Here is a 22,427-nt window from a genome sequence, read left to right as displayed (position 1 = left end):
GGAGAAGAAAAGGGCTCGATAAAAAATGGGGAGTGAAAATGATGAGAAGGCATGATCGGGAAATAACCGGATTTGACAATATTATAAAAGTGATGAAAACCTGCAAAGTTTGCCACGTAGCGTTTTTCGATGACGAATATCCCTATGTAGTTCCGCTGACCTTTGGAATGGAAGTAAAAGATAATGACAAAGTAAACATTTATTTTCATGGTGCGAAAGAAGGCAGGAAGCATGACCTGATTAAAAAGAATAACAAAGTTAGTTTTGTCATGGAAAATACACATGGTATCGTGACCGGTCCTCAGGTAGGTGCTTGTGAATGCACAATGGAATTTGAATGCGTTATGGGTAATGGAGCGATGGAATATGTATCAGAGGAAGAAAAGGTGGCAGCGCTCCAGACAATGCTTCGTCAATACGATGTAAAAGAAGGTCAAAACTATCATTTTCAGCACGAAGTAGTGCCGGGAATTTCTGTATTACGTTTGCGTGTTAATTCTCTATCAGCCAAAAAACGTGAAGTGGCTGCACAAAAATAACAGCTCGGCAAGAACCTAGCTTTATTGAAAACTGCCTTATCCACCAAGACGGTGAAATTGCCACCGATTATCGAGGCTGCCACGAAGATTTCTATCAATTTGTATTAGGCATCTCTAGCTATTAATTGGACACGGTTACGACCCTTGCTTTTGGCTAGGTAGAGAGCATCGTCCGCTCTTTTTAAAACATCATGGAATGCCTTGTCCTTTGTCGATACTTCGGTTACGCCGATACTTACTGTGGTTTGCAGCACTTTTTTATTAAAAAATGCTTCATTATTTTCAGATAAATTCCGCAATCTTTCTGCCGTTTCTATAGCAGATTCGAGCTTGGTTCCAGGTAAAATCAAAGCAAACTCTTCTCCGCCTAATCGGCCAAGAATATCACCAGAATGTTTATGGTCTACTATAGTCTTGGTAAATGACTTCAAAAAAATATCACCGGCGGCATGCCCAAATTTATCATTCAAATTTTTAAAATAGTCCACGTCCAGCATGATAATCGAAAAGAATCCTTCGCTTTCTTTAAATAGGTTAAACTGACGTTCTCCTAACTGAAAAAACTTTCGCCTGTTCAAGGCCCCTGTCAAATAATCGGTATAAGCAACCTTCTCCAACTCCAGGCGCAGGGTATGTTCCTTTACCAAAGCATAATATTGCTCATAACGAAAATTACGAAATTTAGCCGCAATTACAAACCCTAATAATAGTGAGAGCAAATAAGAAGATGCTATTACTTCCAAGGATAAGGCATATTTTGGAGTTTTCAGGAATACCACAATCGTTAAATCACTAGTAGCAAGCCAGCCAGCCAGAATGATCTTTTTCCATATATTTCCTGGAAGATAAATCGCGATCAAGAGGACGACCAAAGGATTAAGATAAGTAAAATTAATATTATCCACTTGCCTGGTTATATTGATATAAGTACACAGCAAAATAAGAAGACTGCACCACATATAAACTAACTGTTCGTGTTGCCGATACGTCTTTATTTTACGAAGAAGGAACAAGGCTCCGGCAGATAGTGACGCAAAAATAACACGCGCCAAAACTGCCTGAAAAAACAGGGGACCTATCCCAAAAAAAACGTAATCGTTGCGTATAAATATAAGACAAAAACAAATAGCAACAATGATTGCTATTTTAGTATGTAACAGATCTTCCTTTAAATAAAATTGTTCCACCGCACTGTCAGGAGCATTCGGGAATATAGACATAGCATCTGCCTCACTCATTCTGCTACCTAATTTTCCTGACAGTTTATTTCAGTATACAGTACCCAAATACCTGCTTTGTTATAAGAAGTTCCAAGAAGTTCCAAAATCAGCCATTCTTTTTACTTGCATGCTGATTTTCGGGAGCAAGGGGAAGTTCAAACAAATTCCGCTTTCATGGAAAGCAAGGGGACGTTTCTTTTGCTTCCGGTTGAAAATAAAGCGACATTGTCTCTGTGTCACGTTTTTGCATCGTTTTTGGCGGTTTCATCGTTTGTTGGAGAAATTTGCATGGGCATATACCGGACTTCTTTGGCCGCACTAAAAGGAAAGGAAGCAGCTTGTGTCAAATATTGATGAATAAGAAAAAGGTTATAGTAGGTGATGCTGATGCAATGGGTAATAGGCATAGACGGCGGCGGAACTAAAACAATAGGCTATGCCGCCGATCTTAACGGTCGGGTGCTAGGCCGGGTGGTGAAAGGGTCAGGCAACTACCATACAACTGGGTTGGCTGCATTTAAGGCCGTCATTGCCAGTATTATTGAAGAGCTTGCTGCTTGCTGCAATTTAAAGAAGACTGATTTGCTGGTCGTCAGCTTAGGACTGGCTGGGGCTGATCGTATCGGGGATCAGCAAATTGTTATGGAGACACTTGCCCAATTCGATTTACAGTGCCGGTACTTAGTTAACAGTGATGCGAAAATTGCGATGGCTGCGGGCTTGGGTAAAGCGGTGGGCGTCATTTTAATTGCCGGGACCGGTTCCATTGCTTATGGAATCAATCGGCAGGGCGAAGTGATTCGCGCCGGCGGTTGGGGACACCTTGCCAGTGATGAGGGCAGCGGCTATGCGATTGGTCGTCAGGCACTGGTGCGCGGGATTCGGGCTGCCGAGGGACGGGATAAAGCTACGGTATTAATGAAAATGATAATGGAAAAATTAGGACTAAAAAGCTGGGATGAAATGATTGGCTATATGAATCAGCCGGCGATAGCGAAGGCTGATGTTGCTGCGTTATCACAAGTGGCAGCCAGAGCTGCAGAACAGGGAGATGAAGTGGCAAGCGAGATATTGATTCAAGCGGGAAACGAGCTTGCTTCTTTAGTGGAGTCGGTCATTGTCCGGGGATTTAGTCAGCGAGAGCCCGTTCCAGTATGTATGTTCGGCGGAATTATCAGCAATATACCGTTGATTCGCAACCAGGTGGAGAATGTCTTGGGCGATAAGGCTGTCGTTGTGTCTGCTTCGAATCCGCCGGTAGCAGGCGCGGTGAGCCTGGCGCTTGAATGTATTCCGGAAATTACTGATTTTAGGCAGGAGCGATAGAATTGGGTTTAGAAATAGACGGACTGCTGACAGAAGCAGTCAACTTGCAAACGGCGAATATTGATAGGCTGGAGACAAACGATCTGCTTAAGGTGATTAATGCTGAGGACAGCAGGATTGCCGGTGCGGTAGCAAAAGAAATTCCCCGTATTGCCGCTGCGGTGGAGAAGATAACGGCTGCCTTTGAGGCTGGCGGAAGGCTGGTTTATTTCGGAGCCGGCAGCAGCGGCCGGTTAGGTGTGCTGGACGCCGCCGAATGTCCGCCTACCTTTGGGGTTGAGCCCGGGCTGGTCATCGGGCTGATTGCCGGGGGTGATTCAGCTTTGGTACAGGCAGTAGAGGGAGCTGAGGATCAGCACGATGGCGCTATTCGTCAGTTCCAAACAATAAAACTGGGTGGGAGGGATGTAGTAGTCGGGCTTGCTGCCAGCGGCAGAACCCCGTATGTTATCGGCGGCTTAGAATATGCCAATAAGGTGGGCGCTTTTACGATCGCCATAAGCTGTACGCCGGAATCGGCGGTGTCAAAGGCTGCTAAGCTGGCGATCACTCCCCTGGTCGGGCCCGAGGTAATTACCGGTTCTACCCGGATGAAGGCCGGTACTGCCCAGAAATTAGTGCTCAATATGCTGACTACCGCGAGTATGATCCGCCTTGGCAAGGTGTACGGTAACTTAATGGTCGACGTTCGACCGACCAATGGGAAGCTGATGGAAAGGGCGAAGCGGATTGTTGGGCAGGCCACGGGAGTAAGCCGGGAGCGGGCGGGTGAAGTTCTGGCTCAGGCCGGATTCAATCCCAAGACGGCTATTGTCATGCTCAAGCGGGGGTGTTCCGCCGAACAGGCCTCCCGCTATCTTGCCGCGGCCGGCGGCTATATTCGCAAGGCAATTACAACTATGGATGAGGAGAGGGAGAGATGAAGATATTACTGGTATGCTCGGGCGGAATGTCCAGCGCTATCGTGGTTAAAGCGATTGAAAAGGAAGCGGCTAAGACTGGCATAAATGTTGAAGTAAAGTCGGTCGGCAGCGGCGAGTTTGCCGAAGAAGTAAAAAATGGCTGGGATATAGCACTGGTTGCGCCCCAGGTACGTCATCGGGTTAATTTCTTTCAAGCGGCTGCTGCCGAATATAGTGTTCCGGTCTCGGTTATCCCGCCCCAGGGCTATAGTCCGCTGGGCGGGGGGATGATTCTTGCCCACATCAAGAAAGTTCTGGGCTAGTCGGAGGAGTAGATGCATAAATTTTTTGAACTGCTGGACAAATACCTGATACCTTTCATGACGAGACTTTCAGAACAACGTCACCTCAGAGCAGTACGCGACGGCATTATTTCTACCATACCCCTCATTATTGTCGGCAGTTTCTTTTTGGTTCTGGCTTTTCCTCCAGTGCCATTTTTAGCAGCTATAGTCAAGCCCTACGCCGGCCAAATTCTCATACCCTTCCGCTTGACCATGGGATTGATGGCGCTTTATGCCTGCCACAGTATTGGCTACTATCTAGCTAAATCTTATAAATTGGATGGCATTTCCGGGGGCGTGCTGGCGATGACCGCTTTCCTGCTGACAAGTGTGCCGGTTGCTTATCAGGATAAGGGACTGGCGCTTCTAATGGAGAACCTCGGCGGCGGCAGTATGTTTGTCGCTATCATTATGGCTATTTTTGCCGTAGAAGTATTGCGATTTGCCAAGAACAGGAGATTGACAATCAAAATGCCGGAAGGAGTGCCGGAGTCTGTTGCCAAATCCTTTGAGGCATTGATCCCGGCGGCAATAATCATCCCGGCAGTCTGGGCAATACGGGATGCTCTCGGGTTTGATATTCATCATTTTGTCCTGCAATTATTTCAGCCCTTAGTGCTGGCAGGCAATACTTTGGCGGGTATTTTGCTGCCGATTATTATTATAACGCTGCTGTGGGCTACCGGAATTCATGGCGACTCAGTCGTTGGCAGTGTGGCAAGGCCCGTGTGGCTGGTACTTTTAGACCAAAATATTGCTGCGGCTGCAGCGGGTCAGCCGATTCCGAATATTGCACCGGAACCCTTTTTTCAGTGGTTTGTCTGGATCGGCGGTTCGGGGGCGACCCTCAGCTTGGTGCTTATCATGCTGTTTTCGAAGGCTCCTTATCTCAGAAGCATGAGCCGGGCGGCGATTTTGCCGGGAGTTTGCAATATCAATGAGCCGGTGATATTCGGCACTCCGGTGATGCTTAATCCGCTGCTGTTTGTACCGTTTGTCCTTGGCCCGGTGATCATCGGCATACTTACCTATTTTGCCATGGATATTGGCCTCGTAGGCAAGCCGTATATCCTGGTACCCTGGACACTGCCGGCGCCGATTGGTGCCTATCTTGCCACCGGCGGCGACTGGCGGGCAATTCTGCTGGTGTTTGTCAATATCATAGTTACTGCTGCACTATATTACCCGTTCCTCAAAGCCTATGAGCGAAAACTCATTAAAGAAGGAACTGCCGGGGAACCAGAGGAGGAGAGAACATGACAGAAGAAGTGATTTTTACGATTATTCTTCATGCCGGTAACGCCAGGGCGGAAGCCTATGACGCGCTGCATGCCGCTCAGACCGGAGAGTTTGACAAGGCGGCCGAACACTTACGGCGGGCGGAGGAAGAAGTCGGTGCTGCCCATCGGGTCCAGGCTGAGATGATTCAGCAGGAAGCTCAGGGCAATAAAGTGGCTGTAACGCTGCTGCTGGTTCATGCCCAAGATCATTTGATGACAGCGCTGGCGGAAAAAAATCTAATCGAGAATATGGTTGAAATGCATAAGACAATCAAACAGCTTGGCAATAAACTGGAGGCGTTCCAATGTCAGGGTTAAAAATTGCGGTGATCGGCGGGGGCAGCAGTTATACTCCCGAACTTATCGATGGCTTTATTCGGCGGGCGGGAGAACTGCCGGTCGCTGAGATATGTCTTGTCGATATCCCCATAGGACAGGACAAGGTAGAAATTGTCGCCGGGTTAGCACGTCGGATGATGCAGCGGGCTAAGCTTAAGAGCAAGGTTACAGTATCCTTTGATCGAAAGAAAGCGCTGCTTGGCGCCGACTTTGTCGTGACTCAATTCCGGGTCGGCGGCCTTGACGCCCGGGCCAGGGATGAGCGGTTTCCTTTAAAGTACGGCGTACTGGGACAGGAAACTACCGGCCCGGGAGGCTTTACCAAGGCGCTGCGTACCATTCCGGTCATTCTTGATATTTGTCAGGATATGGCCGATATCTGCCCGGATGCCTGGTTAATCAATTTTACGAACCCGGCGGGTCTGATTACAGAAAGCGTTCTACGCTATACGCAGATAAAATGTATTGGATTATGTAATGTACCGATCCATATGAAGATGACGATTGCCAAATTGCTGGATGCTGCTGCCGACGATGTGTTTATTGATTTTGTCGGATTGAATCATCTTGTCTGGGGGCGCAGGGTGTGGCTTAAGGGTATGGATGTAACTGCTAGGATTTTGGCTATGATGCAGGACGGGGCGGCTCTTACTATGAAGAATATACCGGATCTTAAATGGGACGGCGATTTCCTGCAGGCGCTTGGCATGGTGCCTTGTCCTTATCACCGCTATTACTATATGACAGACGCATTATTGGCCGAAGAACAGGCGGCGGCGGCACCGGGCGGGGCAGGAACAAGAGCCGAGGTAGTGAAGATGGTAGAGGCCAGGTTATTTGAACTTTATAAAGATCCCCAATTGGCTGAAAAACCGGCGGAACTTGAAAAAAGGGGCGGCGCTTATTATTCAGACGCCGCGGTATCGCTCATTAGCGCCATTTATAATGATAAACGGGAAATACATACGGTGAATACCATAAACAGGGGAACCATAAGCGGCTTGCCGGCTGACTGCGTGATTGAAACAAATTGTGTGATCAGCAAAAACGGCGCATTGCCGTTAACGGTAGGAGAGCTGCCGCCGGAACTTTTCGGACTGGTGCAGCATGTTAAGGCCTATGAAATGCTGGCAATTGAGGCTGGAGTGCATGGCGATCGCAGCAAGGCGATGCAGGCGCTGGTAAACCACCCGCTGGTGCCGTCGGTGGGGGTTGCAAAGCAATTATTGGCTGATCTGCTGCTGTTAAATGCGGCGTATTTGCCTCAGTTTAAGGCGTAGGGAAAGGAGATAGGGTATATGCTGAATTTAATTATAAATGCAGACGATCTGGGCCTGACACCCGGCTGTATCGAAGGGGTTATTCAGGCGATGACCCGGGGAATCGTTACGGATACTTCCTTGATGGTGAATACCGGCTATACTGGGGAAGCTGTTAAAAAAATAAAAAAACATGGCATTAGCCGGGTGGGTCTTCATCTTAACCTTACATTTGGCCAGCCGGTTCTTCCGGTCAGTGAAGTTCCCAGCTTGGTCGATGTCAACGGCCGGTTTAGGCGCAGAGTTGCGGAAGCGGTACCGTTCATGAATCCGGCGGATGTAAAACGTGAACTAAGCGCTCAGGCTGAAAAATTCTTAACCTTAGGATTGGGGTTAACTCATTTGGACAGTCACCACCATGTCCATACCCATGGGAAAATACTTCCCATAGTGGTAGAGCTGGCGCAGCAGTTAGGCGTTCCGCTGCGGCAAGGCAATGAGACTGTGCGGGGTAATATAAAAAAAGCGGGCATAGCAACTACCGATTCCATTTCATTAAAGTTTTATGAGCAGGGGGCGACGTTGAATAATTTAAAAAAAATTATTCAAACCCAGCCTGACGGAACGTTAGAGATCATGTGCCATCCGGCCAAACCAGATCCATTGCTTTACGAGATTAGCTCCTACAATCACTGGCGTGAAAACGAATTGGCCGCTTTAACTTCTCAGGCAATCAAGGATTTCATTAAACAGAACGGCGTCCGTCTGGTGGGGTTTGACGCATTGCAGGCTTGATATGCAGCGATTGTTACGGCTGTATGAAAAAAGAGAACGTTTAGTCGTTGGGTTAATGTCCGGAACTTCACTGGACGGTATTGATGCGGTTCTTGTAAAAATTACAGGCAGCGGCATACGTTCACAAGTAAGTCAAATTGCTTTTAAGACGGTTAGTTACGATGCAGCTACGCGACAATCCATCCGGGAAGCCTGCCGGCCGGAAACCTCAACTGCTGCCAAAATTTGCTCCCTTAACTTTGTTTTGGGGGGATTATTTGCCGACGCAGTGATTGACGTATGTCGGGAGGCCGGTATCAGACTTTCCGATCTGGATCTGATTGCCTCTCATGGTCAGACTATCTGGCATCAGCCCGGAAGTAGTACTCTTCAGATCGGCGAAGCTGCGGTTATTGCCGAGCGTACCGGCGTCATTACGGTCGCCGATTTTCGGGTCCGGGACGTTGCCGCAGGGGGACAAGGTGCACCGCTAGTGCCTTACAGCGAATATCTGCTGTATCGTCATCCCCGGAACACCCGCCTTCTGCAAAATATTGGCGGAATTGCCAATGTCACTGTGCTGCCGGCAGGCGGCGGAGCGGAGACGGTGACTGCCTTTGATACCGGACCCGGTAACATGATGCTTGATTTTGCCGTAAGCATGCTGACCAATGGCAGGCTTCAGTACGATACAGGAGGAGAATGGGCCGGCAAGGGCTGCGTTAACGAGAGCATGCTAGCCGGACTGATGTCTCATCCCTACATGAACCAATCGCCGCCTAAGACTACCGGTCGGGAAGTATTCGGGGATCAATATACGGCAGAGGTTGTCGGTAAGAATCTTGCCCATGGCGTAAATGCCGCAGATATACTTGCGACTTTGACTTGTTTTACCGCTAAAAGTATAGCTGCTGCGTACCGCCGGTTTATTCTGCCACTGTATAAGATAGACGAGGTCATTCTTAGCGGCGGCGGCAGCCATAATCAGACGCTGGTCGCCAGGCTGCGGCGGGAATTGCCGGAAATCCCGGTCCGATTGCAGGAGGAACTGGGATTCTCCAGTGATGCCAAAGAGGCGGTCGCCTTTGCGCTGCTGGGGAATGAGGCCATTAGCGGACATTCGAATAACCTGCCGGCTGTAACCGGAGCCCGAATACCGGTCGTCATGGGAAAAATTTCATTTTAAGGAGATAATTCATGTTAGAACAACCTGTAACTATCGTAAATAAAATAGGGCTGCATGCCCGCCCCGCCGCAGTACTGATTCAATTAACCAGCCGCTTTTCCTGCCAGGTCGAACTGGTGAAAGACGGCAAGCCCTATAATGCCAAGAGTATGCTGGCGGTAATGAGTGCGGGAATCAAACAAGGCGATAGCATAAATGTGAGGGTAAACGGCGAAGCAGAGGCGAAGGCCCTGGCGGATGTTGTCGCTCTCATCAAGTCCGGATTGGGGGAAAGATAGCGTAAGCTTATCTTTTTAATCCGTTGAGCATTTATTAAAAGGAGTGGGATGCTATGTCGAAAATTTCTATTGTGGCAGCAGGTGATTCCTTTATTACGCAGCGTTTACCGCATGATGTGCATTTTGCTGAATTAAAAAACTATATAGAAGCGCATGATGTTCGCTTTACGAACTTTGAGATTCTTTTGCATGATTTTGAAGTCTATCCGGCACCGGCGAGCGGCGGCACATGGGCGGCTGCCCGGCCGGAGGTTTTGCAGGATATCAAACGGCTCGGTTTCAATATGATGGCTTGGGCGAATAATCATACGATTGACTGGAATATCGGCGGCATTTTAACGACGATGAACCATCTTGATGAAAATGAATGTATCCATGCCGGTGTGGGCAGAAATCTGGCGGAAGCCTCGCAGCCCCGCTATCTTGATACACCCCAGGGGCGGGTCGCGCTGATCGGCGTTACTTCCACGATAGCGGAATGGGGTATGGCCAGCGCTCAGCGGCCGGACGTTCCCGGCCGCCCGGGGGCCAATGTTCTCCGTTATCAGGCGGTTCATAAAGTGCGCCCGGATGACTTTAGAAAGTTGCGGGAAATCGTCGAGCAGACGGAGGTAAATGCCAACCGGATTTTAAATGAAAAAGAAGGCTTTGCCAAACCGGCTGAAGGCGGCTATTATGTTGGTAGTATCCGGTTTGAACCGGGGGATGAGCCGGGAACGGTAACTACGATGAATTCCAAAGATGCCGCCCGGATTGTCCGGTCTATCAGGGAAGCCGCCCGGCAGGCCGATGTTGTCTTGGTCAGTCATCATACCCATGAGCGTAAAGGACTGGCGAAAGACCGCCCGGCGGATTTTGCCCGGGATTTTGCCAAATTGTGCATTGACAGCGGCGCTCATGCTTATATTGGTCACGGTCCCCATATTTGGCGCGGCATTGAAATTTATAAAAGCCGTCCGATCTTTTACAGCCTTGGCGATTTTATTTTCCAAAACGATTCGGTGGAACGGCAGCCGACCGAATTTTATGATCTGTATGATTTGGGCCCGGAGAATACCGTGTCGGATGGATTGGATGCCCGCAGTGCCAATGGAACAAGAGGCCTGGCTGTCGATCACAGGGTATTCGAATCGGCAATGGTTTCTTTTGCGGTTACGGATGGGGAAATTGCTGAAATTACGTTAACGCCGCTTTCACTGGGGTTTGAATATAACAGAGCCCGTCGGGGCCGTCCGCAGTTTGCCGATCAGGAAAATGGCGAACGCATTTTGCGGGATATTGCTGGTTTATCGGCGGAATTCGGTACAAAAATTACCATAGAGGATGGCGTAGGAACGATTGGATTGAAATAAAAGGACTGAGGTGCCACTGCGGCAGGACGTGTCCGTAAGAAAATCACAGGCCGATAAAACAAATGCACATTTGTACGCCGGATTTAGACAAAGTATTATCTTGTTGACAGGGAAAATGGTTAGTGATATATTATATGTCAATAGAATATTCTAAATGCGATGAACAGAATTACAAAAATGAAAGTTTGTCCTGCAGAGAGCTGTCGGTTGGTGGAAGACAGCGGAACACTCCATTTTTTATCATCTGTGAGCCGTATGCTGAAACTAAAGTAGGCAGTATCCGGGTTTCTACCGTTAAAAAGAAGCATATTCGGAATTTTCCCGATATGGCAGAGTGGCTGAACGAACAGCAAAAGAAGTGGTAACGCGGAGAGAACTATCCTTCGTCTTCAACACGGTAAACCGTGGCGAAGACGGGGGATTTTTTATTGGCTGGTTTCGTCTTTGCCAAGGGAACTGCCGGATAGTAGAAACCGCCCGCCGGCAGCCGCCATGATCGCGACATGAGATTGCCGGCGGGCATAAACAAGAAAAGGAGTATGTGGAATTATGAATGGTTTAACTTTATTATGTATCGCCCTGCTTGTCTGTGCAAGCGGCTACTTTATCTACGGCCGCTGGCTGACAAAGATATGGGGGATTGATCCTCAGGCCAGAACGCCGGCATATCGGTTTGAAGACGGCAACGACTATGTTCCTTCTTCAAAATATACTGTGTTCGCCCATCAATTTTCTTCCATTACCGGCGCCGGACCGGTTACCGGCCCGATTATCGCCGCTATGTTCGGCTGGGTACCGGTCATGCTCTGGCTGATGATCGGCGGAATTTTCTTTGGTGCGGTTCAGGATTTTTCCGCATTGTACGCTTCTGTCAAGAACGAAGGCAAGTCGATGGGGATGCTGATTGAAAAGTATATCGGCAGAACCGGCAAGCAAATGTTCCTGCTGTTTTCCTGGCTGTTTACTTTGTTGATAATAGCTGCTTTTGTTGACATTGTTGCCAGCACTTTCAACGGCTTTGGCGCCAATGGTTCACTGGCCACGCCTAATGCCGCTGCCGCGTCTATTTCCATGCTGTATATTGTTGTTGCTATTTTTTTCGGACTGTTCTTAAAAAAGGTTCCCCTGGCGGAAAAACCGAAGCTGGCAGTAGGAATTCTATTGATCCTCGGAATGCTGGCGGCCGGTATCGCTTATCCCCTGTATTTTACGAAAACAACCTGGGTTTATGTCGTTTTTGCCTATATGTTTATGGCGGCTGTTATGCCCATGTGGCTGCTGATGGAGCCGCGGGATTATCTAAGCTCTTTCCTGCTGCTGGGCATGATTGCCAGCGGTGTCATCGGTGTTATTTTTACCAATCCGACAATTGAACTTCCCGCTTTTTCCGGCTTCGAAGTCAGTGGCAAGCCGATGTTTCCGATCCTCTTTATTACTATTGCCTGCGGTGCTGTTTCCGGCTTTCACAGCTTAGTTTCTTCCGGTACTTCTTCTAAAACAATTTCCAACGAAAAAGACATGCTGTTTGTCGGTTACGGTTCCATGCTGGTTGAGACGATTTTGGCTGTTGTGGCGTTGATCGTTGTTGGCGCTGCCGCCACCGGCGGTGTGATGCCGAAAGGAACGCCGTTTCAGATATTCTCTGCTTCTGTCGGCAATTTTATGTCCATGTTCGGTTTGTCCCGCCATGTAGCGACTTGTGTTATTACGATGTGCGTATCTGCCCTGGCCCTGACTACCTTGGATTCCGTCGGCCGTATCGGCCGGATGTGTTTCCAGGAGTTATTCACGGGCGATACGACTGAGCCGGCGAAAATGTCGCCGGTCCAGCGTGTGTTGACGAATAAATACTTTGCTACGCTGATCACTTTGTTCTTTGGCTATTTGCTGTGCCTGGGCGGATACATGAATGTCTGGCCGCTGTTCGGCGCAGCCAACCAACTGTGCTCCGCGCTGGTGCTGATTGCGCTGGCCGTTTTCCTGAAAGTCACCGGGCGTCAGGGTAAGATGCTTTACATTCCTATGTGCTTTATGTTTGTCGTTACGCTGCTTGCCCTCTTAATGTCAATCTACGGTATTGTCAATAAAATCCTCTATACCGGCGGCTTTTCTTTCCTGACGGACGGTCTGCAGTTAATCGTGGCCATCGCGCTGATTACCTTGTCACTGCTGATTGCCTCTACCAGTGTTAGAAAATTATTTGATCCTTCTGCCAGCCCATCGCTTCCGGCGGAGGGAAACAATCGTTTAGGTTAAAAATTTTCAAGCTGAATTTGCCGGGAAAGATTTGCGACGCAGCTGAATTCCTCTGGCGATAACACAGGAGCCGCTATTTACCTGATTGATCAGATAAATAGCGGCTCTGATTTTCAAACAATAATTTGATCCACAAAAATACCACGAAATTCATGATATAATTGAAGTAAGAATTAGATTCTGCGGAAAACCTGCCTCAGGGCCTTCTCAGAGATTCGGCTGTATTCTGGTAAAGGCCGGAGCAAGGGCAGATTCGGAGGTCTATTTCAAAAAAACGGACACCTTATAAGGGGTAGATGCGCAGAGAGCAATCACGCTGCTATTGATTCAAATCCTATTAAGAGAAAAGACTGCCGGTCACCACATCCATTCCCTGGCGGTGCCCTTCAGGGGGCGACTGTTTTATGGAATTGAAGAAAACGTATATTGAGGAAAAGTTGCTGGGACAGGTGTTGACATTACTGTCAGGTAACCCGGAAAAGAGTATTCCCCGGATTATTAAGGTTCTCAAACTGATGATTCATGATCCGGAGCAGCAAAGAATATTGCGGGATATTCAACCATTGGTGGAAGAGCCGGCAAATAATTGGCATCAATATGTGGTCAATTTGCTAACCAGGACCCATCCTCACGTCCGGAAGCGGTTAGCCAGCACTTTTTTTGTGAATGCTGTTATGGAAGGCTTGCCGAAACAGCGGCAGGTGGAGAAAGAACTGGGAATCGGCATTCCCTGGGCGATATTGATTGACCCCACCGAAAAATGCAATTTACACTGCACCGGCTGCTGGGCCGGGGACTATCAGTGTGCCCGTGAACTGGATATTGCGCTGCTTGATCGTATTTTTTCCGAGGCGGCGGATTTAGGCATACATTTTATTATTTACTCCGGCGGCGAACCGACGGTTCGTAAAACTGATATTTTTAAGCTGGCAGAAAAACATTCGGAGCTGGCTTTTATGATGTTTACCAATGGTACCCTGATTGATCAGAATTTTGTTGATGAAATGGTTCGACTGGGAAATGTTTCAGTGGCATTCAGCCTTGAAGGGTTTGAAAAAAGCACAGATTTTCGCCGCGGACAGGGGACTTACCAGAAAGTGATGCATGCCATGGAGTTGATGCGAAACGCGGGTTTGGTTTTTGGTACGTCTGTTACTTATAATAAGCAAAATGTCGTCGAACTGGGTAGTGATGAATTTGTCGATATGCTGGTCGATAGGGGCGCTGCTTTTGCCTGGTATTTCACGTATATACCAATCGGTAGAGATGTTGATTTAGGGCGAATGGCTACACCGCAGCAGAGAAAATGGATGTTTGAGCGTATGCGGGAACTGCGGCAGACAAAGCCGATTTTTTTGCTGGATTTCTGGAATGACGGCGATTCGTGCAACGGCTGTATCGCCGGCGGCCGGCGTTATTTTCATATCAATGCGAACGGCGATGTTGAACCCTGTGCCTTTGTACATTACAGCGTCTGCAATATCAAAGATGTCAGTCTGCAGGAAGCACTGGGTAATCCTCTGTTCCGGGCCTATCAGAAACGTCAGCCGTTTAATCAGAATTTATTGCGCCCCTGCCCATTAATTGATAATCCAATGATGCTGCAGGATATAGTTATAGAAGCAAAGGCTGCATGGACACAACAGCATGTCGATGAAACAGCAGAAGAATTTTCCCGGAAAATGATGCCTTATGCGGAGCAATGGGGCCGGCTGGCGGATGAACTGTGGGATCGGCGGTGCTAGCAGAGGATCATTTATTCATTAGATACTTTGCGGATAAAGAGGCAAATAATATAGCCAGCGATACTGCCAGGCAGGCTTTTACTATTTTTGTCCCCTTCTGCATAACCAGCTTGCTCCCCAGAAAATTTCCGGCAATATTTGCCGCCGCCAGCAGCAGGCCAAGGGATAGCAAAACGATGCCGTTACTGAAAAATACGACTACGGAAGTAAGACAGGTGAGAAAGGAGAAGGCTTTTGTTGTAGCGGAAGCTTTCACCAGATCCAGGCCGATAAATAAATATAAGGCCAGGAGCAGAATGCTGCCGCTTCCCGGCCCAAAGAAGCCGTCGTAAAAGCCGATCACCAGACAAACGGCAGGAACCTTTATTCTGGATACCTGAACGGACTCGGCACGCTCCGCTTGCTTGTGGGGCCAAAGCGTTGCCGCAATCGCCAGGGGCAAAAGGACGAGGATGATTTTCCCCACAGTTTCATTGGAAAACAAAAGAAGCAATTTAGCGCCTAAAAGGCTGCCTGCCAGGGAGGGAAGTATTCCCTGGCGCACCACCTGCCAGTCTATTTTCTTGTTTACGATGAAATTCAGGAGGGAACTGCTGAGGCCTAATGTCGCGGTAAACTTGTTAGTCCCGATGGCCGTCTGCGGCGGCAGGCCGGAAATCAGCAGCGCCGGCAGCAGCAATAAACCGCCGCCGCCGGATATACTGTCAATAAAACCGGCGGCGAAGGAAGTAATCAGTAATAAAATCGTAGTTGTCGTTATCATTTTATGCCTCTGTAATTTTCAGTGAAATAAAAGAGAAGACTCGTCTTATTGCTGGGTACATTCTAGCTTTAATGGCCGGATAGTCTCCAGGCCGATTGTATAGACGAGAGTCTGCCCGTTGTTTGTTATTTTTTCAATCTGTTGATAAACCGATGCTCCGGGACCGGCCAAAAAAGGAATCTTTATCTGGTAATCCGAATCTTCCGGCCCGGTATAGGTAAAGGATAATTCATTCTGCCCCGTGGTCAGTGTCTTAAATACTTGTGGCAGTCCTTTATCCAGCAAGGCTACGCCGATGCCGCTGATTTCTGCTTTATTGCCATTGGGAAACGTAATCCTGCTGTTCCAGAAATCCGGATTAACGCTAACTTTTACGGTTACAGTTTTATCGGCTGCATAAGCATTTGGTGTATATATCCCCAAAACAAGCAGCATGAATCCGGCTAATAAAAGTACTAATTTAGTTTTTTTCATGATATGATCTCCTTTGCTAATTTTTACTACTGAGTATGTTCCGCATCAGCGACACAGTTTCCTGCAAAGGCCGGGTTGTTTTGATTTGAAGCCGGGGGACGTTCTTTTTGCTTCCAGCTAAAAATTATGCTAGAATAGAGCTGGGATGACAAAAAAACAAAATAGGAGAAAAAATATGGCAAGATGTGCAAGAAAAAAGAGTGCCAGCGGAATTTATCATATTATGATGCGAGGAATAAATCGCCAGGATATCTTTCTTGATGACGAGGATCGCTGCCGCTTTCTGGCAACGATAAAGCGGGTTAAAGAAAATGGGAACTGCGCTGTTTACGGGTATTGTCTGATGGGAAATCATATCCATCTCTTATTGCATGAAGAAAAGGAAGAATTGTCGGTTATCATGAAGCGTATCGGCACGAGCTATGCATGGTGGTATAATCAAAAATACGACCGGGTCGGGCATGTCTTTCAGAATCGATTTCAAAGCGAGGAAGTCGAAACGGAAGCATATTTGCTGGGTGTTCTCCGCTATATTCATAATAATCCTGTGAAAGCAAATCTGGCGGCAAAGCCGGAGGAGTACCGTTGGAGCAGCTGTCAGGCTTATTTCGGGGGGGAGGATTGTTCTGAACTGCTCAATACTTGGTTTGTCCTGGATATGTTGAACAGCAGCCGGGAAGCGGCTATTAAGCAATTTGTCAGCTTTATGCAGCAAGAGAATAGGGATCAGTTTATGGAATTTGTGGCAAGACAGCGGAAAAGTGATGAGACGTTGGCCGGGGAGATAAGGGAATTGCTAAGCGGGCAGCCGATTGGAATTTTGCAAAGTTTGGATACTGAAGAGCGCAACAAGATCATCAGAAAGATCAAGGGGATTGATGGGGTTACCCAGCGGCAAATTGCCCGGGTAACCGGGATTCATCAAAGCATCGTTTTTAAAGCGTGAATGTGGTGTAAGCAAGATGAACGTCCCCGTGCTTCTGAATTAGGCCAGGTATGACTTTTAGAATCGCCAGCGAAGGAGAATCAGGGAATGGCAATTGAAGCAGTAAAAAATTATTTCAAACAATATGACAGGGAAAAAGATATTTTAGAATTTGATGAATCCAGCGCAACAGTGGAGCTTGCGGCCCACGCGCTGAATGTAATCCCGGCACGTATTGCCAAGACGCTTTCTTTTAAAAGCGGACAAGGCTGTATTTTAGTTGTGACAGCCGGGGATACCAAAGTTGACAATCATAAGTTTAAAGCAGAGTTTGGAATAAAGGCGAAAATGTTGTCACCGGATGAGGTTCTTGCTCTAACGGGTCATGCGGTAGGGGGAGTGTGTCCCTTTGGTATCGATAATCCGGCTGTGAGGGTGTTTGTTGATGTTTCGTTAAAACGATTTAAAACGGTTTTTCCCGCCTGCGGCAGCAGCAATTCTGCCATAGAACTGAACTGCGATGAGTTATATGAATATTCTCAGGGCTTGAAGTGGGTAGATGTCTGCAAAAATTGGCAGGAACAGTGCTTGCTCCAATAAGGCAATAGCTATTATCATCGCTGCGCTATAATTAAAATTAGGCGATTTTTATTGGAATCGGTTTATAGATGGAGGGATATAAAAATAATGAAAAATCAAACAAAGAGAATCTGGTGTTATTCTATTTTGCTGATTTTTTTATTTGCCTTTTGTTCGACGGCGTTTGCAAATGAGAAAAACGAGGCGAAAGCGCCGCGAATTCCGCTGCAGGATTTTTTCCGCAATCCGGAAATCGCTGGGTATCAAATTTCGCCTAATGGTAAGAATTTTGCTTTTTTAAAACCGGATAACCACCGGATGAATGTTTTTGTTCAAGCGGCGGGACAAACGGAAGCAAAACGGATCACCAACGCAGTTGACCGGGATATTTACCATTATTTTTGGAAAAACGACCAGACGATTATTTATCAGCAGGACAGTGGCGGCGATGAAAATTTTCACCTGTATGCCGTCAATATTCAAACCGGTGAAAACCGGGATTTGACTCCGTTTTCCGGAGTGCGCGCTGAGGTCCTTGATATATTGCCGGATAAAGATAATGAACTGCTGCTTGTCATGAATCAGCGCAACCGGGAGACCTTTGATGTGTACCGGCTGGATCTGACTGACAGCAAGCTTACCCTTGAAGTCGAAAACCCGGGAAACTATACGGATTATTTGACGGATAACCAGGGAACGGTTCGGCTGGCTTTTGGCAAGGACGCAGATACCGGCAACAATCTGGTGTATTACCGGGCGGCGGCCGGGCAGCCGTTCGTACAGATACTTTCCCTTGACTATCGGGAAAATGTAACGCCTTATTTCTTTAGCGGCGATGATAAAAAGATTTACATAGGTTCCAGCTTGGGCCGGGATAAACAGGCGCTGGTGCTGTTTGACCCGGAGCAGGCAAAGGAAGAGAAAGTATTATTTGAGCATCCCGAGGTTGATGTGGCCGGAGCGGGAATGTCGCAAAAACGAAAGGTGCTGATTGGCGTCGGTTATGTCACCGATAAGCTGCACCGGCAATTTTTTGACGACCAGACACGACAGGTATATGAAGCTTTGGCCGGTCATTTGGGAAGCGATGAAATATCCGTAATATCCTGGGATAAGGAAGAGGACAAATGTATTGTTTTAGTACGCAGTGATCGCAACCGGGGAACGTATTACTTTTATGATATTACCACCGATACACTGACAAAACTTGGCGATACTGCACCGTGGATGAAGGAGAAAGATCTGGCAGTCATGCAGCCGGTGCAGTATACTTCCCGTGACGGGTACACGATCCATGGATATTTAACATTGCCGCAAGGCCGGGCTGCCAAGAATCTGCCGGTTGTAATTAATCCCCACGGCGGCCCTTGGGCAAGAGATTTCTGGGGATATGCGCCGGATGTTCAGTTTTTGGCCAATCGGGGCTATGCCGTATTGCAGATGAACTTTCGCGGCTCTACCGGTTATGGCAAGGCATTTCTGAATGCCGGAAACAAACAGTGGGGGAAAAAGATGCAGGATGATATTACCGACGGGGCAGAGTGGCTGATTTCTCAGGGAATTGCCGATCCCAAGCGGGTGGCGATTTACGGCGGCAGCTACGGCGGCTACGCCGTGCTGGCCGGTCTGACTTTCACGCCGGATGTTTATGCCTGCGGCGTTGATCTGGTTGGCCCGTCCAACTTATTTACTTTATTGAAAACGATTCCTCCTTACTGGAAAACCGCCATCACGGAGTTTTATGAGCGGATGGGCAATCCGGAACAAGACACCCAGCTGCTGCGGGATGTGTCGCCGGTTTTTCATGCCGATCAGATAAAGGCTCCTCTGTTTGTTGCCCAGGGAGCCAATGATCCGCGGGTGAATATCAATGAGTCCAATCAGATTGTGGATGCCCTGCGGGCCAGGGGCGTCCCTGTGGAATATATGGTGAAAGAAAACGAAGGACATGGGTTCCACAATGAAGAGAATCGCATGGATTTCTATCAGGCAATGGAAAAGTTTTTGGCAAAATATTTAAAACCAGCAGCCTAAGCAACAATATAGGAGATTAAAAAAATCACCTGCCTTTTTCAGGAATGGCAGGTGATTTTTAAGGCTACTATTTGGCAGCAGTTTGATCCGTATGGATAATTTCCGTCTGTATTGCCCGGCAGATATTCTTATTGCCTGCAATGAGGGAGATTTTTCGGTCCTCCCGGAAGAAAATAACTTCGCCGCCGGCTTCCTGTACCAGTAAAATCCCGGCGCAGACATCCCAAGGAGAAAGGTTCATTTCCCAGTATCCGTCGAAATGGCCTACAGCTACCGAGGCCAGATCGTAGGCCGCCGAGCCAAAGCGTCTGACGCCCCGCGTTTTCCGGGCCAGGGCGCTGAAGTAATTCAGATTGTTCACCGGATGAGAAGCCCGGTCGTAAGGGAAGCCGGTGGCCAGAACGCTGGCCGACAGTTCTTTTTTGGCGGAGACATGAATCTGACTGCCGTTCAAATAAGCGCCGTGCCCTTTGACGGCAGTGAACATCTGCCGCAGTACAGGCGCATAGACAATTCCCAGAACCGTCTCCTTTTTATATTGTAAAGCGATGGAAACGGAGAAGATCGGTAATCCCTGGGAATAGTTGGTTGTTCCGTCCAGGGGGTCAACCACCCAAAGATAGTCAGACTGACCGGAGGATATGCCTGATTCTTCAGCGAGAACGTTATGGGAAGGATAATTTTCTCCGATAAACTGGAGAATACATTTTTCCGATTTTTTGTCTACTTCTGTTACTAAATCAATCGAAGAAGATTTCGTAATGATCTCTAAATCGGATCGCCCCAGATTTTCTATTTGGATTTTCCCTGCTTTTACGGCAAGGCCCTTTATATTTTCCAGTGTGCTTAATAATTCTTGATCCGTCATGCTGGCTGCCTCCTGCTGAATCGTGATAACTTAGTATTTATTCGCTGTCCGGTTCGTCTTTCCTGTAAGGGAAAAAGGAACGCATATTTTTTTGATAAAAGGCTTGACGAAACAATTCTGATTTATTATACTGTATACATTACAAGTTTACAACTTTACATTATATTTTAAAATTGAACACTGACCATAAAAGGTAATGAAGGAGACAAGTTTACCGTGGCGTTTTCAGAGAACTGGCGGATGGTGCGAGCCAGCAACAGAACGGTACAGCCTAATCACTCCCGAACTGCAAGGCTCAACAGCGGGGAGTTTCCCTTGCTAAGTAAGCTGCGCCGGACTCGGCTCAAACGAGTGCAACCGTTATTTGCTTAGGGTTGTTTGACCTGACGAGAAGACCGTTGTCTGTTGGAGACGGTTAATAAGGGTGGTACCGCGAGATGAACCTCTTGCCCCTTAGATTTATTCTATGGGGATAAGGGGTTTTTTTGTTTGCCACAATCAAAAGGAGGAATGCTGCCGGGTATCTTTTACCAAAGTTGCGCTGCAGAACAAATTACATTTTCAGGAGGTTACTATGAACGCCAAAGCTTCTCGGTTTCGCTGGTCTTTAGCAGTACTCATGTTTCTTATTTGTTTCATTTCTTATATGGATCGGGTCAATTTATCCGTGGCAACGCCGGAAATCATGCGGGAGTTTACTTTTACTAAAATGGATATGGGACTCTTGCAGACGGTATTTTTTGTCGGTTATTCCCTGATGCAGATCCCCGGGGGAATCATGTCCGAATTGTTCGGCCATCGGCTGGTGGTGACGGTCGCGGCGACTTTTTGGTCGGTTTTTACCAGTTTAACGGCCTTTTGCAGTAGTTTGACCATGTTTGCCGCAGTCCGGGCTTTGTTCGGTATCGGCGAAGGTCCGCTGGCTCCTTCTTTTGGACGGTTTGTCTACCGTTGGTTTAATCCCAACGAAAAGGCCCGGGGCGCCTCCTTCTTGTTAGGCGGAGTATTTTTCGGCCCGGTGGTCGGTCCGGCAGCAACGGTGGCTTTGATGCTGGCTTTCGGCTGGCGGTCCGTGTTTGTGATTTTTGGTATTATCGGGTTTATATTAGCGTTAGCCTGGTACTATTTTGCCACCGAATCGCCGCGTGAAAATAAATTTGTCAACGCGGCCGAGGCTGACTATATTGAAGAAGGAACCGTCAAAGCGGCTCAGCCGAAAAAAGAAATGGCGCCTTGGCGGGGATTTCTCGGTTCCAGCCAGTTTTGGGCCATTGGCATTCAATTTTTTATCACCGATTATATTATGTATGTATTTTTGGCTTGGCTGCCGCTGTATTTGATGGAAGCGCAAAATTTTTCGCTGCAGAAGATGGGGATTGCCGCTTCCTTTCCCTGGGCCGCACTTTGCCTTGTTACCTTCGTCACCGGCTATTTCAGTGATAAGCTGATTGCCAAAGGCGCATCGAAATATAAAGTCCGCACCCTGTCCGGGGTAGTTGGGCTGGCAATCTGCTGTGTAACTCTTTATCTTGGCGCTATTGCCACAACGCCGACGCTGAATGTTTTTTGGCTGACCGTATCCCTCGGTTCTCTTGGCTTGACGTTTAACGCCGGTTGGGCGGCCTGTATTGATCTTGGCGGCAAGTTTTCCGGGTCCGTTTCCGGCTGGATGAATTTCTGGGGAAACCTTGGCGGTGTTGCGGCACCGACGCTTACTGCCTGGATAGCAACCCATTACGGCTGGCAATCGGCTATTATTACAACATCCGCCTTTGCCATTGTCGGGATGATCGCTTGGTTTCTGGTCAGGCCGGAACGTCCGCTTATCCGGCAAACAGACGCTGATCTTGCCGCCGGCTTAGCAGAAGGAAAAGCTGTATAATTGTAAAGAACAACGATTCTTTTAGCCTGAACGGCGGCGGCCGCTCAGGCTGTTTTATTTACCGGCAGAAACGGAGCGAAATTGACTGCTGGCGCACATGAA

At 48.0% G+C, this 22,427-nt stretch carries 22 protein-coding genes and 1 other annotated feature; of the genes, 17 read left to right on the top strand and 5 right to left on the bottom strand.

The genetic code is table 11. From position 1 onward, the window contains the following. The first annotated feature begins 38 nt into the window (after window positions 1–38). Window positions 39–539: a pyridoxamine 5'-phosphate oxidase family protein gene (locus tag ABFC84_03330; protein ID MEN6411783.1), complete on the top strand. Its 501-nt coding sequence runs from the start codon at window positions 39–41 to the stop codon at window positions 537–539. A gap of 104 nt (window positions 540–643) precedes the next feature. On the opposite strand, the gene ABFC84_03325 is transcribed toward ABFC84_03330, so the two are convergent. Continuing rightward, window positions 644–1,777 carry a GGDEF domain-containing protein gene (locus tag ABFC84_03325; protein ID MEN6411782.1) on the bottom strand — a complete coding sequence of 378 codons (1,134 nt, stop codon included), beginning with the start codon at window positions 1,775–1,777 and terminating at the stop codon, window positions 644–646. 369 nt (window positions 1,778–2,146) lie between these two features. Here ABFC84_03325 and ABFC84_03320 point away from each other — a divergent pair, with 369 nt between their 5' ends. From ABFC84_03320 to ABFC84_03275, 10 genes are read left to right on the top strand one after another with little or no spacing between them, the layout of a single operon-like run. Then, on the top strand, window positions 2,147–3,085 hold the full coding sequence (locus tag ABFC84_03320; GenBank protein ID MEN6411781.1) for a BadF/BadG/BcrA/BcrD ATPase family protein: 939 nt from the start codon (window positions 2,147–2,149) through the stop codon (window positions 3,083–3,085). Between the two features lie 2 nt (window positions 3,086–3,087). After that, a complete protein-coding gene (gene murQ, locus ABFC84_03315) occupies window positions 3,088–4,008 on the top strand; it encodes an N-acetylmuramic acid 6-phosphate etherase (protein ID MEN6411780.1) in 921 nt (306 codons plus the stop codon). After that, window positions 4,005–4,310: a PTS sugar transporter subunit IIB gene (locus tag ABFC84_03310; protein MEN6411779.1), complete on the top strand. Its 306-nt coding sequence runs from the start codon at window positions 4,005–4,007 to the stop codon at window positions 4,308–4,310. The genes murQ and ABFC84_03310 overlap by 4 nt, the downstream gene beginning before the upstream one ends. 12 nt (window positions 4,311–4,322) lie before the next feature. Then, on the top strand, window positions 4,323–5,591 hold the full coding sequence (locus ABFC84_03305; protein ID MEN6411778.1) for a PTS sugar transporter subunit IIC: 1,269 nt from the start codon (window positions 4,323–4,325) through the stop codon (window positions 5,589–5,591). Continuing rightward, window positions 5,588–5,929, top strand: coding sequence for a PTS lactose/cellobiose transporter subunit IIA (locus ABFC84_03300; protein MEN6411777.1), 342 nt, complete (start codon window positions 5,588–5,590; stop codon window positions 5,927–5,929). Before ABFC84_03305 ends, ABFC84_03300 begins: the two co-directional genes overlap by 4 nt. Continuing rightward, window positions 5,917–7,230 carry a 6-phospho-beta-glucosidase gene (locus tag ABFC84_03295; GenBank protein ID MEN6411776.1) on the top strand — a complete coding sequence of 438 codons (1,314 nt, stop codon included), beginning with the start codon at window positions 5,917–5,919 and terminating at the stop codon, window positions 7,228–7,230. Before ABFC84_03300 ends, ABFC84_03295 begins: the two co-directional genes overlap by 13 nt. An 18-nt stretch (window positions 7,231–7,248) precedes the next feature. Beyond that, complete coding sequence (locus ABFC84_03290; protein MEN6411775.1) at window positions 7,249–8,004, top strand: carbohydrate deacetylase; 756 nt, start codon at window positions 7,249–7,251, stop codon at window positions 8,002–8,004. Window position 8,005: 1 nt separating this feature from the next. Next, window positions 8,006–9,169, top strand: a complete 1,164-nt coding sequence (anmK, locus tag ABFC84_03285) for an anhydro-N-acetylmuramic acid kinase AnmK (protein MEN6411774.1) — start codon at window positions 8,006–8,008, stop codon at window positions 9,167–9,169. An 11-nt stretch (window positions 9,170–9,180) separates the two neighbouring features. Beyond that, the gene (locus ABFC84_03280; protein ID MEN6411773.1) at window positions 9,181–9,447 is read left to right on the top strand and encodes an HPr family phosphocarrier protein; all 267 of its coding nucleotides are present in this window, start codon (window positions 9,181–9,183) and stop codon (window positions 9,445–9,447) included. Window positions 9,448–9,500: 53 nt separating this feature from the next. Further along, window positions 9,501–10,799: a CapA family protein gene (locus ABFC84_03275; protein MEN6411772.1), complete on the top strand. Its 1,299-nt coding sequence runs from the start codon at window positions 9,501–9,503 to the stop codon at window positions 10,797–10,799. A gap of 150 nt (window positions 10,800–10,949) precedes the next feature. Next, window positions 10,950–11,193 (top strand) — a binding site (T-box leader). Here ABFC84_03275 and ABFC84_03270 read toward each other — a convergent pair. Continuing rightward, window positions 11,176–11,304 (bottom strand): hypothetical protein, encoded by a 129-nt coding sequence (locus ABFC84_03270; GenBank protein MEN6411771.1) that lies wholly within the window; start codon window positions 11,302–11,304, stop codon window positions 11,176–11,178. Its footprint overlaps the feature before it by 18 nt. Window positions 11,305–11,348: 44 nt before the next feature. On the opposite strand from ABFC84_03270, the gene ABFC84_03265 reads away from it, so the two are divergent. Next, window positions 11,349–13,055: a carbon starvation CstA family protein gene (locus tag ABFC84_03265; GenBank protein ID MEN6411770.1), complete on the top strand. Its 1,707-nt coding sequence runs from the start codon at window positions 11,349–11,351 to the stop codon at window positions 13,053–13,055. A 404-nt stretch (window positions 13,056–13,459) separates the two neighbouring features. Further along, entirely contained in the window at window positions 13,460–14,800 is a 1,341-nt protein-coding gene (locus ABFC84_03260) for a radical SAM protein (GenBank protein MEN6411769.1), read from the top strand. Between the two features lie 7 nt (window positions 14,801–14,807). On the opposite strand, the gene ABFC84_03255 is transcribed toward ABFC84_03260, so the two are convergent. Beyond that, window positions 14,808–15,563: a sulfite exporter TauE/SafE family protein gene (locus ABFC84_03255; GenBank protein MEN6411768.1), complete on the bottom strand. Its 756-nt coding sequence runs from the start codon at window positions 15,561–15,563 to the stop codon at window positions 14,808–14,810. A 45-nt stretch (window positions 15,564–15,608) separates the two neighbouring features. Next, entirely contained in the window at window positions 15,609–16,037 is a 429-nt protein-coding gene (locus ABFC84_03250; protein ID MEN6411767.1) for a hypothetical protein, read from the bottom strand. A gap of 175 nt (window positions 16,038–16,212) precedes the next feature. Between ABFC84_03250 and ABFC84_03245 the strand changes: the two genes are divergently transcribed. The 3 genes from ABFC84_03245 (at window position 16,213) to ABFC84_03235 (ending at window position 19,575) form a co-directional block, all read left to right on the top strand. Beyond that, window positions 16,213–16,983 carry a transposase gene (locus ABFC84_03245; protein ID MEN6411766.1) on the top strand — a complete coding sequence of 257 codons (771 nt, stop codon included), beginning with the start codon at window positions 16,213–16,215 and terminating at the stop codon, window positions 16,981–16,983. Window positions 16,984–17,070: 87 nt separating this feature from the next. Beyond that, window positions 17,071–17,562, top strand: coding sequence for a YbaK/EbsC family protein (locus tag ABFC84_03240; protein MEN6411765.1), 492 nt, complete (start codon window positions 17,071–17,073; stop codon window positions 17,560–17,562). A gap of 87 nt (window positions 17,563–17,649) precedes the next feature. Then, on the top strand, window positions 17,650–19,575 hold the full coding sequence (locus ABFC84_03235; GenBank protein ID MEN6411764.1) for a S9 family peptidase: 1,926 nt from the start codon (window positions 17,650–17,652) through the stop codon (window positions 19,573–19,575). 67 nt (window positions 19,576–19,642) lie between these two features. Here the strand turns inward: ABFC84_03235 and ABFC84_03230 are convergent, their stop codons facing one another. After that, a complete protein-coding gene (locus tag ABFC84_03230) occupies window positions 19,643–20,443 on the bottom strand; it encodes an inositol monophosphatase family protein (protein MEN6411763.1) in 801 nt (266 codons plus the stop codon). Between the two features lie 574 nt (window positions 20,444–21,017). On the opposite strand from ABFC84_03230, the gene ABFC84_03225 reads away from it, so the two are divergent. Next, a complete protein-coding gene (locus ABFC84_03225; protein ID MEN6411762.1) occupies window positions 21,018–22,325 on the top strand; it encodes an MFS transporter in 1,308 nt (435 codons plus the stop codon). The last annotated feature ends 102 nt before the right edge of the window (window positions 22,326–22,427 follow it).

This window comes from Veillonellales bacterium, assembly GCA_039680175.1.
Classification (GTDB): Bacteria; Bacillota; Negativicutes; order JAAYSF01; family JAAYSF01; genus JBDKTO01.
Note: the sequence above shows the minus strand (reverse complement) of the source record. Positions and strands in the feature narration are given on the sequence as shown.